Here is a 12,872-nt window from a genome sequence, read left to right on the forward strand (position 1 = left end):
TGTGAAATGTCCAGGAAGAATCTATCTCGTGGAGATCTTTAATGGTTTCGAATTGTCCGTCGACGGCGATGTCGCGACCCTGCGGATCAACCGTCCCGCCAAGCGCAACGCGATGACCGCGGCGATGTGGCGGGCGCTGCCCACGATCCTGGCCTCGCCGGCCGCCGATCCGGCCGTGCGCGTCCTCGTCCTCACCGGCGCGGGCGGCACCTTCTGCTCGGGGGCGGACATCTCCGAGATCGCCGGGCTGGCCGAGGCGGGCGACGACACCGGCCTGACCGTCGTCGCCGAGGAGGCCCTGGCGGGCTTCCCCAAACCGACGATCGCGATGATCGAGGGCTTCTGTGTGGGCGGGGGCTGCCAGCTCGCCATGGCCTGTGACCTGCGCCTGGCCGCCGACGACGCCCGTTTCGGGATCACCCCGGCCAGGCTCGGCGTCGTCTACCCGCTGAGCGCGACCCGCCGCCTGGTCGGCCTCGTCGGTCCCTCGGCCGCCAAGCTCCTGCTCTACTCGGCCGACCTCGTCGACGCCGCGACCGCGCTGCGCACCGGCCTGGTCGACGAGGTCCACCCGCCCCGCGAACTCGGGGAACGCGTGTACGGCCTGGCACGTACCTTCGCGGGACGCTCCCAGCTCACCCTGGCCGCCACGAAGGAGATCATCGGCGACATCGTCGAGGGAGGCGACGCCGAGACACGCGTACGCGACTGGCAGCGGCGCTCCGGCGCGGAACGGGCCGAGGGGGTCGCCGCCTTCCTGGAGGGAAGGCCCGCCCGCTTTCCGTGGCGCCGGTGACCCCCGCTCACCCGGGGGACATGACCTCGAAGAGGTGACCGTTCTCGTCCCTGAAGAACAGCCCGCGAGGGCAGAGCGGATGGTCGACGCGGCCGTTGTCCGGGGCGTCGGGGCGGCTGCCGTACGGCACGCCTCCGGCGCGCAGCCGGGCCAGGACGCCGTCGAAGGTCGCCGGGTCCACCTCGAAGGCGAGATGGACCGCGTGGGGCTCCTCGACCGTCATGTAGTCGAGGGTGAGGGAGTCGTTGACCCGCACCGGGACGAAGTGACCGCGCGAGCCCGTGGGCGGCAGGCACTCCAGCCCCATGACGTCGGCGAGGAAGCGGGCGGCCCGTCCGTTGTCCGCGGCGGGGACGATGGTGTGGTTCAGGGTGACGGTCATGACTGTCCTTTCACCTCGGTCAATTCAGGATTCCGTGGACGAACACGTCCACGATCTCGGCGACGCTCGGTTCGACGTCGGCGGCCGAACCGCGGGCGCCGGCGAACGTCAGGCTGAGGAAGAGCGCCGCCAGCCGCTCCGGGGGCAGCCTCAGCCGGTCGCCCTCGGGTTCGAACAGCTCGGTCAGGGCGTCGCGGGTCGCCTTGAACGAGGCGGCGCGGTCGGACGGGGCTCCGGCCCCCTCCTCCTGCGTGCGGGATCCGCGTGAGCGGCGCCCCGAGGCGTGCAGGGCGCCCAGGACCGTGCCGATCCGCGCCATGTGCGCCCGCATGGCCTCGGCCGCCTCGGTCAGCCGCTCGGTCAGCGGCTGGTCGAGGGGGACGGAGGCGAGTTGTTCGAGCACGTGGTCGGGGCGCAGCACCTCCACGACGCAGGCGTCGAGCAGCTCCTCCTTGTCGGTGAAGGCTCTGAAGACGGTGGCCTCGCCGATCCCGGCCGCCCTGGCGATCTGCGCGGTGGTGACGGCGGCGCCGTACTCCGCGACGAGGGGGAGCGCGGCCATGACGATCATCTCCCGGCGGCGTTCCTGGCTCATGCCCGGAGCACGCCGCCGGGCCGGGTCGGGTGTCGCGTTCTCTTTGGGTCTCATGCCTTTCATGATGCGGAGTGAGTACTCACTCCGTCAACGGAGATATTGAGATCCCTGGCACCGGGTGACCCGAAATATGTCCTTTTCGCAGGTCAGAACGCTGGGAAAAAGAGGAAGGTTCTTTGGCGAAGTGGCCGCGGAGCGCCCTCAGGAGGGGCCAAGCTGAGACCCGCGAGGACTCACCCCCCGCGTTCCCACTCTCGCCGGCGTGGCCTGACCACGCTGGACCACGACGTACGGAGCCCCCCATGCTCACCCCCACCATCGAGGACCGGGTCACCCGCCTGGAGGAGGATTTCATCGTGCTCGGCACCAGATGCGGACAGCAGGCCTCGGTGCGGGCCTACGAGGCGCTGACGCCCGTCCACACGAAGCTCGACGTGCTGACCGACCGGGTCGACCTGCTGGCCGACGGGCTCAAGCAGGTCGGGCGGCGCGTCGAGCGGGTCGAGCGGCGGGTCGAGCAGGTCAACGCCAAGGTGGACCTGCTCCGCGACGAGGTGCGCGAGCGCTTCGACGCCGTCGACCGGCGCTTCACCGCGATCGACGAGCGCTTCGCGGCCGTCGACCGGCGCTTCGCCGCGATCGACGAGCATTTCGCGGCCGTCGACGGGCGCCTCGACGCCATCGACAGGAGGTTCGAGGCCGTCGACGAGCGCTTCGACGCCATCGACAGGAGGTTCGAGGCCGTTGACGAGCGCTTCGACGCCATGGACCGGCGGTTTGAGGCCATTGATCGGCGGTTCGAGATGATCGACGAGCGGTTCGAGGCCATGGCCAAGAGGTTCGAGGCGCTCGACGGGCGTCTTGATGTGATGGACCGGCGCTTCGACCGGCTGGAGGAGCGGATGGACGAGATGGCGGTGACCAGCGCCGCCATGTTCCAGGCCATCCTCGACCGGCTTCCCGCCCCGGCCTGACCGGAGGACCGTCCCGCGCGCCGTCCGACGGCGCGCGGACACTAACGTTCGATGACCTCGTTCTTGCCGATGACCACGATGCCGTTCTGGGTCACCGCGAAGCGGCTGCGGTCGTATTCGAGGTCGAAGCCGATCCTGGCGCCGTCCGGGATGACCACGTTCTTGTCGATGATGGCCCTGCGGACGACGGCGCCCCGCCCGACCTTCACGTTGCCCATCAGCACCGAGTCCTCGACCCTGGAGTGGGAGTGCATCACCACGCCGGGGGACAGGACGGAGCGCTCGGCCAGGCCGCCGGAGACGATCACACCGGCGGAGACGAGCGAGTCCACGGCCCGCCCGATCCGGTCGCCGTCGTTGTGCACGAACTTGGCCGGGGGCAGCGGATCGTGGCCGGTGTAGATCGGCCACTGGGTGTTGTAGAGATTGAAGACCGGGTGCGCCGAGATGAGGTCCATGTGGGCCTCGTAGTAGGCGTCCAGGGTCCCCACGTCCCGCCAGTAGCCCTTGTCCCGGTCGGTCGAGCCGGGCACGACGTTGTCGGCGAAGTCGTAGACCTCGGCGCTGCCCGATTTCACCATCATCGGGATGATGTTCCCGCCCAGGTCGTGTTTGCTGGTGGGGTCGAGCGCGTCCTCCCGCAGCGCGTCGAGCATCGCCTGGGTTCTGAAGACGTAGTTGCCCATCGAGGCGTACACCTGGTCGGGCGCGTCGGGAAGGCCGACGGCGTCCTTGGGCTTCTCCCGGAAGGCGGCGATCTTCCGGCCCGCCGGGTCCGTCTCGATCACGCCGAACTGGTCGGCCAGTGAGAGGGGCTGCCTGATCGCGGCGACCGTCACCTCCGCGCCGGAGTCGACGTGCTGGGCCACCATCTGGCGGGGGTCCATCCGGTAGATGTGGTCGGCGCCGAACACGATGACGTGCTCGGGCATCTCGTCGTAGACCAGGTTCAGGTTCTGGAACAGCGCGTCGGCGGAACCGGAGAACCAGTGCGGGCCGAGGCGCTGCTGGGCGGGCACCGGGGTCACGTAGTTGCCCAGCATCGACGTCAGCCGCCAGGTCTGGGAGATGTGCCGGTCGAGACTGTGGTTCTTGTACTGCGTCAGCACCACGATCTGCAGGTAGTTGCCGTTGGCCAGGTTCGACAGGACGAAGTCGACGAGCCGATATATCCCCCCGAAAGGTACTGCGGGCTTGGCCCGGTCAGCCGTCAGCGGCATCAGCCGTTTACCTTCACCACCGGCGAGCACGATCGCGAGGACTCTCATATGCAGGACCCTAACCTGACGCACTGGGATGAAACACTAGGGTGATCGCATGCGCGTTGATCTGCTGAGCCGTGAGTATCCGCCCGAGGTGTACGGCGGGGCGGGGGTTCACGTCGAGTACCTCGCCCGTGAGCTGCGCCGGCTTGCGGACGTCCGCGTCCGGTGTTTCGGTCCGCCTCGTCCCGAGGAGGGGGTCACGGGTTACCGGGTTCCCGAGGGGCTCCAGGAGGCCAACGCCGCGCTGCGGGTGCTCGGCGTCGACCTGGAGATGGCGGCGGGCTGCGCGGGCGCCGATCTGGTGCACAGCCACACGTGGTACGCCAACTTCGCCGGTCACGTCGCCAAGATGCTGTACGGCACGCCGCACGTGGTCACCACGCACAGCCTGGAGCCGCTGCGCCCGTGGAAGGCGGAGCAGCTCGGCGGCGGCTACACGCTGTCGTCGTGGGCCGAGCGCGGCGCGCTGGCGACCGCGGACGCGATCATCGCCGTCTCCGAGGGGATGCGCCGTGACGTGCTGGCCTGCTACCCGGAGATCCCGCCGGAACGGGTCAGCGTGATCCACAACGGGATCGACACCGGCGAGTACGCCCCGGACCACGGCGTCGACGTGCTGGCCCGGCACGGGATCGACCCGGGCAGGCCGTACGTGGTCTTCGTCGGGCGGATCACCCGGCAGAAGGGACTGGTCCACCTGCTCCACGCGGCCAGGGAGTTCGACCCGGGGGCGCAGCTCGTGCTGTGCGCGGGCGCGCCGGACACCCCGGAGATCGCCGAGGAGGTCGCCGGGCTGGTGCGGGGGCTCGAACAGGAGCGGGAGGGCGTCGTGTGGATCTCGGAGATGCTGCCGCGTCCCGAGGTGATCCAGATCCTCACCCACGCCACGGTCTTCGTCTGCCCCTCGGTCTACGAGCCGATGGGCATCGTCAACCTGGAGGCCATGGCCTGCGAGACCGCCGTCGTCGCCACCGCGACCGGGGGCATCCCCGAGGTGGTCGCCGACGGTTCGACCGGCCTGCTGGTCCCAATCGCACAGTCGGCCGCCGACGGCACCCCCGACGACCCCGAGCGGTTCGCCGCCGACCTCGCCGAACGGGTCAACCGGCTGCTCGCCGACCCCGCGCTGGCCGCCGAGCTGGGGGCCGCCGGGCGGGTCAGGGCCGTCGAGCACTTCTCCTGGCCCAGGATCGCCGAGCGGACCATGGATCTGTACCGCTCGCTCACCCGTCCCTGACCGCCGGCGCACCGGGGCCTCAGGACCCGGTGATGAAGTGCAGGATCACGTTGTGCGCGTGGTGGGCCTTCCCGTCGCCACGGAACTCGACCTCGTAGGTGTGGGTTCCCACATGGACGGCGATGGCCCCGGAGGAGAAGAACGATCCGGCGAAGGACCGGTTGCTCACCACGCTCACCGCGGAGGTCCTGGCGTAGGGGATGCTGGTGAGGGCCATCCGCTTGCCGACGAAGGACTTGTCCTGCACGATCACCCTTTTGTCGGTCAGGCCGAGAAAACCGGTGCCGGTGCCGATCGCGTCGTAGACGGCGATGATCTTTTCCCCCGGCAGCAGGCCGCTCTCGATCTGCTGCAGTTGTTCCTTCCGGTCATAGACGATCTTCGTCATCGGACTCCCGTTCCGTGGGGATGCGTCGTCCGGAGAAACGGACGGGACCGGGAGGGCGGTTCCATCGGTCGGTAAGGTCGGGGCCGTGAAATTTCAGATGAGGATCACCGACCGCCACGGCGGTGTCAGCGCGGAGCCGTACCACGGCCGCAATCTCGGCGGCCTGTGCGGCGACGACCCGGAGGCGGTGGCCGCCAACCGGGCCACGACGGCCGCGGAGTTCGGCCTCGAACGGGTCGTGTTCATGCGGCAGGTGCACAGCGCCGACGTCCGTCACGTGACCGAGCCCTTCGGGGACGATCCGCCCCCGCTGGACGGCGTGTGCACCGACGTTCCCGGCCTCGGCCTGGCGGCGTTGTGCGCGGACTGCGCCCCCGTCCTGCTGGCCGACCCGGTGGCGGGACTGGTCGGGGCCGCGCACTCGGGCAGGGTCGGCACCGTCCTCGGCGTCGTCCCGGCCCTGGTCGAGGAGATGGTCCGGCGGGGCGCAGATCCGGCGCGGATGACCGCTCTGATCGGCCCGATGGCCTGCGGCAGCTGCTACGAGGTGCCCGCGGCCCTGCGCGCCGAGGTCGCGGCCGTGCTGCCCGAGGCGTGGTCGATCACACGCGACGACACCCCCGCCCTCGACCTGCGCGCCGCGATCAACTCCCAGCTGGGCAAGGCCGGGGTGCGTGAGGTCACCCACGACACCCGCTGCACCATCGAGACCGAGGACCTGTTCTCCCACCGCAGGGACGGCAGGACCGGCCGCTTCGCCGGCTATGTCTGGCTGGAGCCCTGACCCGAGGGAGAGGGCCCCGGCGTCAGCCCGCGGCCAGGACGCTCCCGTAGGCGCGGGCGGCCAGATCGGCGATGAGGCCGTGCGCGCCCAGCGGGGCGGCGCACTCGGCGTCGATCCGCGCGGCGGTGGCGCCTGCGAGGTCCGCGCCGGTCTCGGGGCCGATGAGGCAGGGGGACAGCGCGATCCGCTGCGCGCCGATCCCGCGCAGCCGTGCCGCGGCGTCGGCGGCGTCGGGGGCGCTGTCCAGCGAGGCGACCAGGACGGGCAGCGTCAGCCGGGAGGCCAGCAGCACAGCGGTCGGCTGCGCCTCGGCCGCCGCGGCCTCCCCGCCGACCGTGGCCAGGATGACCGCGTCGACCGGGCTGGACACGTTGAGCAGCCGCATCCGGTCGGCCCTGGCGAGGTCCCGCTCAGCGAGGCGGATGTGCAGCGCCTCCGCCAGCAGCGGGTGCGGCCCCAGCGGCTCGGTGACCGTGACCGTGACCCCGCTGGCCGCGACCGCCCCGGCGATCAGCGGGTCGGCGACCGGGTGCGGGCCGGTCAGCAGCGGAACCACGACGGCGGCGGTGCCGTCCTGCGGCCGTTCCCGGCCGGAGTCCTCCAGCGCGGCGACCAGTTCCTTGCCGTCCTCGCCGAGACCGACGAGACGGACCTCGATCTGCGGGTTGTCCCCTCGGATCAGGGCGGTCAGTTCGGCGGCGACACCGGAGCCGTCACCGAGCGTGGCCAGCACCAGCGCGGGTGCCTCCGGCGGAAGGTGGGAGGGCACGGGTCTGCGGTGCCTGCCTGACGGCCGCACGGCGCGCCCGCGTACGGGGAGGATGGAACTCTCACTCACATGCGCGGACTCTAGGCCCATTTCACGCTTTCCGTCAGCGAAAAAGGCGGCAATTCCGTCACGACATTTCCGAGGGTGGAGGAACACGCCGTTCGACCGTTCCAAGTTCGCTGAGCAGCGCCTGACTGCGTTCCGCCCAGTGGGCCAGACCGAGCGCGCGGTGGGTGGCGACGGCCGCGCGGGCGTGTTCCCGCGCCGCCTCGGTACGGCCGAGCCGCGCGGCCAGCCCGGCCAGCACATGGTGGGTCGAGCCCCACGCGACACAGCCCGTGCCCGCCACGACCAGCTGGTCGGCCCAGGGCAGGAGCGCCTCGTAGAGCGGCCCGGGCTCCGGCACGCCGATCCCGGCGGAGACGGCCCCCCAGACGGGCAGCAGGAAGTCGGCGATCCAGTCCTGCCCGACCTCGGTGCCCCAGCGCTCGGCCAGCTCCCGCGCCAGGTCCGGCCTGCCCGCCTCGACCGCGGCCAGCACGGCGACCGGGCGCAACGGGACCATCGGCGCCCGCTCCGCCGCCTCGACCAGCTCGTCGAGCACGAGCCGCGGCCGGCCCCGCCCGCTCTCGCAGACGAACCTCGTCAGCAGCCTGCGGAACTCGGCGCCCTGCCACAGGCTGGAGCCGTACCGGACGTCGTCGAAGGCGCCGATGAGCGCCTCGGCGTCCGCCCAGCGTCCCTCCAAGGTGCACCTTGCGGTCTCGGCGATGCGCACCATCGCCTCAAGCTCGGGGCGGCGCACCTCGTCGAGGAGTTCCTCACAACGGGCCAGGTCGCGGTCCCAGGCCGTCAGGTCGCCCGCGCGCAGCAGGCAGGCCATCCGCAGCACCCGCGCCACGAGCTCGGCCGCCCTGGTCAGCCCCGGTACGGCCAGCATCTCCCCGGCCACCGCGAGCCGTTCGGCGTTGCGCCCGGGGACCCAGCTGACCAGCAGGTGGTTGTTCAGGGTGCGGGCGAGCAGCCCGGGGTCGCCCAGGGAGCGGGCGATCTCCACCGCCCGCGTGGCGTGCAGCTCGCCCTCGGCGCGCCGGGGCCCGTAGTACAGCTCCATGCCCAGTGTGCCCAGCAGCGCGGCCCGGTCGTGCTCGGTGAGCGGCCCGGCGAGCAGGTCCTCCAGGACGGCGATCATCCGCTCGTCGACCACGCCGTACGGCCGCCAGTTCCACACGGCGAGCCCGCCGAAGACGGTGACCGCCGAGACCAGCGCGGCGCGGTCGCCGGTGCGCAGGGCCAGGCCGATCGCCTCCTCCAGGTCGCCGAAGGCGCCCTCGGCGTCTCCCACGGTACGGCGGGCCTGCCCGAGCTCGGTCAGCACCGCGCACCGGCCCGCCTCGTCACCGGAGGGAAGACAGGACAGCGCCAGCTCCCACAGCTCGACGGCCTCGGCGTAGGCGAGCCGCTCCACGGCCTGCCGCGCCGCGTGCCCCGCGTGTTCGACGGCCCTGGCCGCCCCGCCGACCGAGGAGGCGGCGGCGAAGTGGTGGGCCAGCCGTACCGGCTCGACGCCCGGCGTCCGTTCGAGGCAGCGGCCGATCCTCAGGTGCAGCCGGGCGAGCGCGAGGCGGCTCAGGTCCGAGCAGAGCGCGTCACGCACCAGGGCGTGGGAGAAGCGGTAGTCGAGGCCGCCGGGCACCTCGGCCAGCAGCCCGGTCGCCACCGCGGGTTCGAGCAGGGACATCACCTCCTCGACAGGGACGTCCGTCACGGCTTCGAGCAGGCCCGCCTCCACGTCGCGCCCGGCGACCGCGGCGACGCCGAGCAACTCCCGCGTCCGTTCGGGGAGCCTGGCGACGCGCCGGCCGATGACGTCGCGCGCCCCGGGCGGCAGGGCGGAGGACAGTCCTCGCTCGCTCCTCCTGAGGCGCACCAGCTCACCCAGGTAGAAGGGGTTGCCGCCGCTGCGTTCCAGCAGCGCGGCGGCCAGGCCGGGGGTCTCCTCGACCCGGTGCCGCCGCAGGTACGCCGAGACCTCCTCCGCGCCGAACGGCGTCAGCTCGATCCGCTCCGTCTCCGGCTGCCCGGCCAGCGCGCCGAGCGTGTCGCGCAGCTGCCTGGGATGCTCGCCGGGTTCCGGGCGCAGCGTGGCCAGCACCAGCACGGGGCGCCGGGCCAGCTCGCCCGCGACGAAGCCGAGCAGCCGCAGTGAGGAGACGTCGGCCCAGTGCAGGTCGTCGAGGATCACGAGCAGCGGGCCGCCGGTTGCGGTCAGCGTGGAGACGACCGACTCGTACAGCTCGAACAGCGCGGCGTCGGGGTCGGACCCGCCCGTGAGACCGCCGGGCGGCCAGGACCCGGCACCGCACTCCCGCAACACCTGCCGCCAGGGCCAGAAGGCGGGGGCGCCGCCGTCCAGGCAGCGTCCCCAGGCCACCGTGAAGCCCCGGGCCTCGGCCTCCTCGGCGGCGGCCTGGGCGAGCCTGGTCTTGCCGATCCCGGCCTCCCCGGTGACCAGCAGCACGCCGCCGGTGCCGCGCCGTACCGAGGCCAGCCGTTCCCCGACGGACCGGAGCTGGGCGGAGCGCGCGACCAGCTCCTCGCCCGCGGCGGGTGCGACGGTCCGCACGGCCACGGTCGGTGCGGGGGCCTCCAGTTCGGGGGCGTGCCCGAGCACCGCCTCCTCAAGGCGCCTGAGCCGGGGGCCCGGGTCGATGCCGAGGTCCTCGGCGAGCCGCCGTCTGGCCCTGCGCAGCGCGCCGAGCGCGTCGGCCTGCCTGTCCGCGCGGTACAGGGCGAGCGCGAGCAGCCTCCACGACCGTTCCCGGTAGGGGAACTCCTCGGTCAGCGCCTCCAGGGCCGGTACGTGCGCGGCGTCCTCGCCCAGGGCGAGCAGCGCCTCGAAGCGGTCCTCGACGGCCGTGGCCCGGATCTCGGTGAGCCGGGTGACCGAGGGCCTGGCGAAGGCCAGTTCGGCGAACTCCCCGAGCGGTTCGCCCCGCCACAGGGCGAGTGCCCGGTCGAGCGTCTGGCGGGCCTCGGTGTGTTCTCCCCGGGCGAGCGCGCGGGCGCCGTCCTGCGCCCAGGCGGTGAAGCGTGTCAGGTCGACCTGGCCGGGGGCGACGGCCAGCAGGTAGCCGGGCTCACGGGTGAGCAGCACCGAGGGCGGGGTGCGGGGCCTGCGGCCGGGTTCGAGCACCTTGCGAAGGTGCGAGATGTAGGCCTGGAGCGTGCCCGTCGCCCCGGAGGGGGCCTCACCGGCCCACAGCTCGTCGATCAGCCGGTCGAGCGGGATCACCCGGCCGGGGTCGAGGGCCAGCATCGCCAGTACGGCGCGTTCCTTACGGGTGCCCAGACCGAGCGGCCGGTCTGAGGCGTCGCGGACCTCCAGGGTGCCGAACAGGCGGAAGGTCAGCCCTGTTGTCATTTGCCCTCGTATGTCGGCTGTGGTGGTTCGCCACACCCTACGCTCAGAGGGGGGTCAGACGTCCCGGTAGCCCTCCCACTCGTCCTCGATCGCCGAGTGGACGACGGAGTCACGCCAGGTGCCGCGGGCCCGCACGTGGTGCCTGATCCTGCCCTCCTCGACCATCCCGGCCATCAGCATGGTGAGCTGGGCGGCGGTGTTCGCCGGAGACCTGGCGCCCCAGACGCGGTGCAGGCCCAGGTGCCGGAAGCCGAAGACCAGCAGCAGCCGGACCAGGTCGGTGCCGATGCCCCTGCCCCAGTGGTCGGGGCGCAGGCCCATGCCGATCTCGGCGCTGTGCGGGTGGTCGTGCTCGATGTGCAGCCTTCCGACACCGATGGTCCGGCCCTCGGCCACGTCGGTCACCGCCAGGACGTACAGCCTGCGGGGTTCCGTCCCCGCGGCCCGCATCGCCTCGGCGACGATCTCCTCGACCTCCTCGCGCGTCCTGGGGTCGAAGGGAAGGTGCTCGGTCGCCGTGGGGTCGCCGTAGACGGCGTGCAGCGCGTCCACGTCGTCCACGGTGACCTCTCGCAGCCTGAGCCGCCTGCCCGGTATGTCAACGTGGCGCATGCGCAGACGCTAACGCCTTTCCGAGGTCCGCCGCCAGAGATCATTCCGCACGGCAACTATCCCGTAGGTAACAAATGTCGCCGTACGCCCGGCTCAGTCGTGCTTCGCGGGGGAGAGGGGACGCCAGGGGACCGGGCTGGACAGGACCATCATGCTCGACGGGTGACCGTACGGCGCGAGCCTGTCGATCAGCTCCTCGAAGGCGATCATGGAGGCCGCGGCGACCCGGATCAGGCAGCAGGTGTCACCGGTCACCCGGTGAACCTCCAGGATCTCCGGCCAGGCCAGCGCCTGCTCGTCGCGGAGCACACAGCGCGGCCCGTAGCACGCCATCCTGATCAGCGCGGCCACCCCCCGCCCGGCCAGCGCCGGATTGACCCGCGCGTGGTAGCCGGTGATCACGCCCGTCTCCTCAAGGCGCCGCACCCGCTCGGCGACGGCCGGGGCCGACATGTGCACCCGCCGGGCCAGCTCGCTGTAGGACAGCCGCGCGTCGCTCTGCAACTCCGCCAGGAGTGTCCAGTCCATCGCGTCCACTATCACGCTCCGTTATCCGTTAACCGATCGGCTTCGTGACCTTCTGATCGGAAGGCGGAGGACGTCGACCGCCTTCCCTTATTATCCCGATGCTGGACAATGGTGGTGCACTTCGGAAAAGCCCCTCGCCGGAAGCGCGGGGCGGTGCCTCACCTTTCATATCACATGAGGTGACCGGTCGATTACCTGGAGAATTCCCATTGCCGCCCGCCGGCCGTCCCCCGGGGGAGCGAGGAGCGCAACGCCAAGGTGAGGGCCGTCAGCGCCGGGTGCGCCGAGGCCCCCCGCCGGAAGGCGATCCGGGTACGGCGACGCGTCGGCAGCTCGGTGAGCCGGACGTTCCCCGGCGGGTCGGCCGCCCCGAGCCCGGGCACGAGCGCGACCCCCTGCCCCGCGGAGACCATCGCGAGCACGGCGGTGAAGTCGTCGATGTGGTGGCGGATCCTGGGTGAGAACCCGGCCGTCTGGCAGGCCCGCATGGTCATCTCGTAGCAGAGCGTCCCCGGCTTCGACACGATCCACGGGGCGTCGTGCCGCTCGGCGAGCGAGTCGCCCGCCCGGTCGGAGGCCAGATACATCGGCTCGTCGAGCAGCGGCTCGGTGTCCAGCGTCAGGTCGGGCGCCGCGGGCACGAGGTCGTACTCGTGGATCAGCGCGGCGTCCAGGTCGCCCGACCTGAGCCGGGGGGCGACCTCGGCGGGGTCGATCTCGTCGACCATCGGCTCAAGACGCGGATGGTCGCGGCCGAGCGCGGCCAGGGCCGCGGGCAGGATCGTGCGGGTCGCGACCGGGAAGGCGCCGATCCTGATCGTTCCCGCCAGTCCGGTGCGGGCGGTCGCCAGCTCCGCCGCCGCCTGTTCGAGCCGCTCCAGCACGGCCTCGGCGTGCCGTACCAGGGCGGCTCCCGCGGGGGTGAGCGCCACCCGCCTGCCGGTCCGTTCGAGCAGCGCCACACCCGCCTCCCGTTCCAGCGCGGCCAGCTGCTGGGAGACCGCGGAGGGGGTGAACGTCAGGGCCTCGGCCACCGCGGCGATCGTGCCCCGGTGGGAGAGTTCGCGGAGCAGACGGAGACGGCGCACATCGAGCATCAGTTCAGCTTAACGGTTTCT

At 72.0% G+C, this 12,872-nt stretch carries 13 protein-coding genes; 4 read left to right on the forward strand and 9 right to left on the reverse strand.

What is annotated here, in order from left to right:
- The first annotated feature begins 28 nt into the window (after nt 1-28).
- Complete coding sequence (locus tag ABZ463_RS12765; protein ID WP_352011613.1) at nt 29-796, forward strand: enoyl-CoA hydratase-related protein; 768 nt, start codon at nt 29-31, stop codon at nt 794-796.
- Nucleotides 797-803: 7 nt separating this feature from the next.
- On the opposite strand, the gene ABZ463_RS12770 is transcribed toward ABZ463_RS12765, so the two are convergent.
- Complete coding sequence (locus ABZ463_RS12770; protein ID WP_352011614.1) at nt 804-1,178, reverse strand: VOC family protein; 375 nt, start codon at nt 1,176-1,178, stop codon at nt 804-806.
- 19 nt (nt 1,179-1,197) lie between these two features.
- Nucleotides 1,198-1,827: a TetR/AcrR family transcriptional regulator gene (locus ABZ463_RS12775; protein WP_352011615.1), complete on the reverse strand. Its 630-nt coding sequence runs from the start codon at nt 1,825-1,827 to the stop codon at nt 1,198-1,200.
- 248 nt (nt 1,828-2,075) lie between these two features.
- Between ABZ463_RS12775 and ABZ463_RS12780 the strand changes: the two genes are divergently transcribed.
- Nucleotides 2,076-2,747 carry a hypothetical protein gene (locus tag ABZ463_RS12780; RefSeq protein ID WP_362775780.1) on the forward strand — a complete coding sequence of 224 codons (672 nt, stop codon included), beginning with the start codon at nt 2,076-2,078 and terminating at the stop codon, nt 2,745-2,747.
- 41 nt (nt 2,748-2,788) lie between these two features.
- On the opposite strand, the gene glgC is transcribed toward ABZ463_RS12780, so the two are convergent.
- Nucleotides 2,789-4,039, reverse strand: coding sequence for a glucose-1-phosphate adenylyltransferase (glgC, locus tag ABZ463_RS12785; RefSeq protein ID WP_352011617.1), 1,251 nt, complete (start codon nt 4,037-4,039; stop codon nt 2,789-2,791).
- A 25-nt stretch (nt 4,040-4,064) separates the two neighbouring features.
- On the opposite strand from glgC, the gene glgA reads away from it, so the two are divergent.
- Nucleotides 4,065-5,249 carry a glycogen synthase gene (gene glgA, locus ABZ463_RS12790; RefSeq protein WP_352011618.1) on the forward strand — a complete coding sequence of 395 codons (1,185 nt, stop codon included), beginning with the start codon at nt 4,065-4,067 and terminating at the stop codon, nt 5,247-5,249.
- 19 nt (nt 5,250-5,268) lie between these two features.
- On the opposite strand, the gene ABZ463_RS12795 is transcribed toward glgA, so the two are convergent.
- Nucleotides 5,269-5,637, reverse strand: a complete 369-nt coding sequence (locus ABZ463_RS12795) for a PH domain-containing protein (protein ID WP_362775783.1) — start codon at nt 5,635-5,637, stop codon at nt 5,269-5,271.
- Between the two features lie 97 nt (nt 5,638-5,734).
- Between ABZ463_RS12795 and pgeF the strand changes: the two genes are divergently transcribed.
- On the forward strand, nt 5,735-6,421 hold the full coding sequence (pgeF, locus tag ABZ463_RS12800) for a peptidoglycan editing factor PgeF (protein ID WP_352011731.1): 687 nt from the start codon (nt 5,735-5,737) through the stop codon (nt 6,419-6,421).
- Between the two features lie 22 nt (nt 6,422-6,443).
- On the opposite strand, the gene ABZ463_RS12805 is transcribed toward pgeF, so the two are convergent.
- From ABZ463_RS12805 to ABZ463_RS12825, 5 genes are all read right to left on the reverse strand, one after another.
- Nucleotides 6,444-7,259, reverse strand: a complete 816-nt coding sequence (locus ABZ463_RS12805) for a hypothetical protein (protein WP_352011620.1) — start codon at nt 7,257-7,259, stop codon at nt 6,444-6,446.
- A gap of 58 nt (nt 7,260-7,317) precedes the next feature.
- The gene (locus ABZ463_RS12810; protein ID WP_362775785.1) at nt 7,318-10,614 is read right to left on the reverse strand and encodes a BTAD domain-containing putative transcriptional regulator; all 3,297 of its coding nucleotides are present in this window, start codon (nt 10,612-10,614) and stop codon (nt 7,318-7,320) included.
- Between the two features lie 54 nt (nt 10,615-10,668).
- The gene (locus ABZ463_RS12815) at nt 10,669-11,226 is read right to left on the reverse strand and encodes a GNAT family protein (RefSeq protein ID WP_362775787.1); all 558 of its coding nucleotides are present in this window, start codon (nt 11,224-11,226) and stop codon (nt 10,669-10,671) included.
- Nucleotides 11,227-11,319: 93 nt separating this feature from the next.
- Nucleotides 11,320-11,754 carry an Lrp/AsnC family transcriptional regulator gene (locus ABZ463_RS12820; RefSeq protein WP_352011623.1) on the reverse strand — a complete coding sequence of 145 codons (435 nt, stop codon included), beginning with the start codon at nt 11,752-11,754 and terminating at the stop codon, nt 11,320-11,322.
- A gap of 191 nt (nt 11,755-11,945) precedes the next feature.
- On the reverse strand, nt 11,946-12,851 hold the full coding sequence (locus ABZ463_RS12825) for a LysR family transcriptional regulator (RefSeq protein ID WP_352011624.1): 906 nt from the start codon (nt 12,849-12,851) through the stop codon (nt 11,946-11,948).
- Nucleotides 12,852-12,872 lie beyond the last annotated feature (21 nt).

The organism is Streptosporangium sp. NPDC020145 (genome assembly GCF_040631275.1).
In the GTDB taxonomy this organism is placed as follows: Bacteria; Actinomycetota; Actinomycetes; order Streptosporangiales; family Streptosporangiaceae; genus Streptosporangium.

Coding starts and splice junctions, on each gene's coding strand:
- ABZ463_RS12770 (WP_352011614.1), bottom strand. CDS start 1,178: ATGACCGTCACCCTGAACCACACCATCGTCCCCGCCGCGGACAACGGA.
- ABZ463_RS12815 (WP_362775787.1), bottom strand. CDS start 11,226: ATGCGCCACGTTGACATACCGGGCAGGCGGCTCAGGCTGCGAGAGGTC.
- ABZ463_RS12810 (WP_362775785.1), bottom strand. CDS start 10,614: ATGACAACAGGGCTGACCTTCCGCCTGTTCGGCACCCTGGAGGTCCGC.
- ABZ463_RS12825 (WP_352011624.1), bottom strand. CDS start 12,851: ATGCTCGATGTGCGCCGTCTCCGTCTGCTCCGCGAACTCTCCCACCGG.
- ABZ463_RS12780 (WP_362775780.1), top strand. CDS start 2,076: ATGCTCACCCCCACCATCGAGGACCGGGTCACCCGCCTGGAGGAGGAT.
- ABZ463_RS12775 (WP_352011615.1), bottom strand. CDS start 1,827: ATGAGACCCAAAGAGAACGCGACACCCGACCCGGCCCGGCGGCGTGCT.
- ABZ463_RS12795 (WP_362775783.1), bottom strand. CDS start 5,637: ATGACGAAGATCGTCTATGACCGGAAGGAACAACTGCAGCAGATCGAG.
- pgeF (WP_352011731.1), top strand. CDS start 5,735: ATGAGGATCACCGACCGCCACGGCGGTGTCAGCGCGGAGCCGTACCAC.
- ABZ463_RS12820 (WP_352011623.1), bottom strand. CDS start 11,754: ATGGACTGGACACTCCTGGCGGAGTTGCAGAGCGACGCGCGGCTGTCC.
- glgA (WP_352011618.1), top strand. CDS start 4,065: ATGCGCGTTGATCTGCTGAGCCGTGAGTATCCGCCCGAGGTGTACGGC.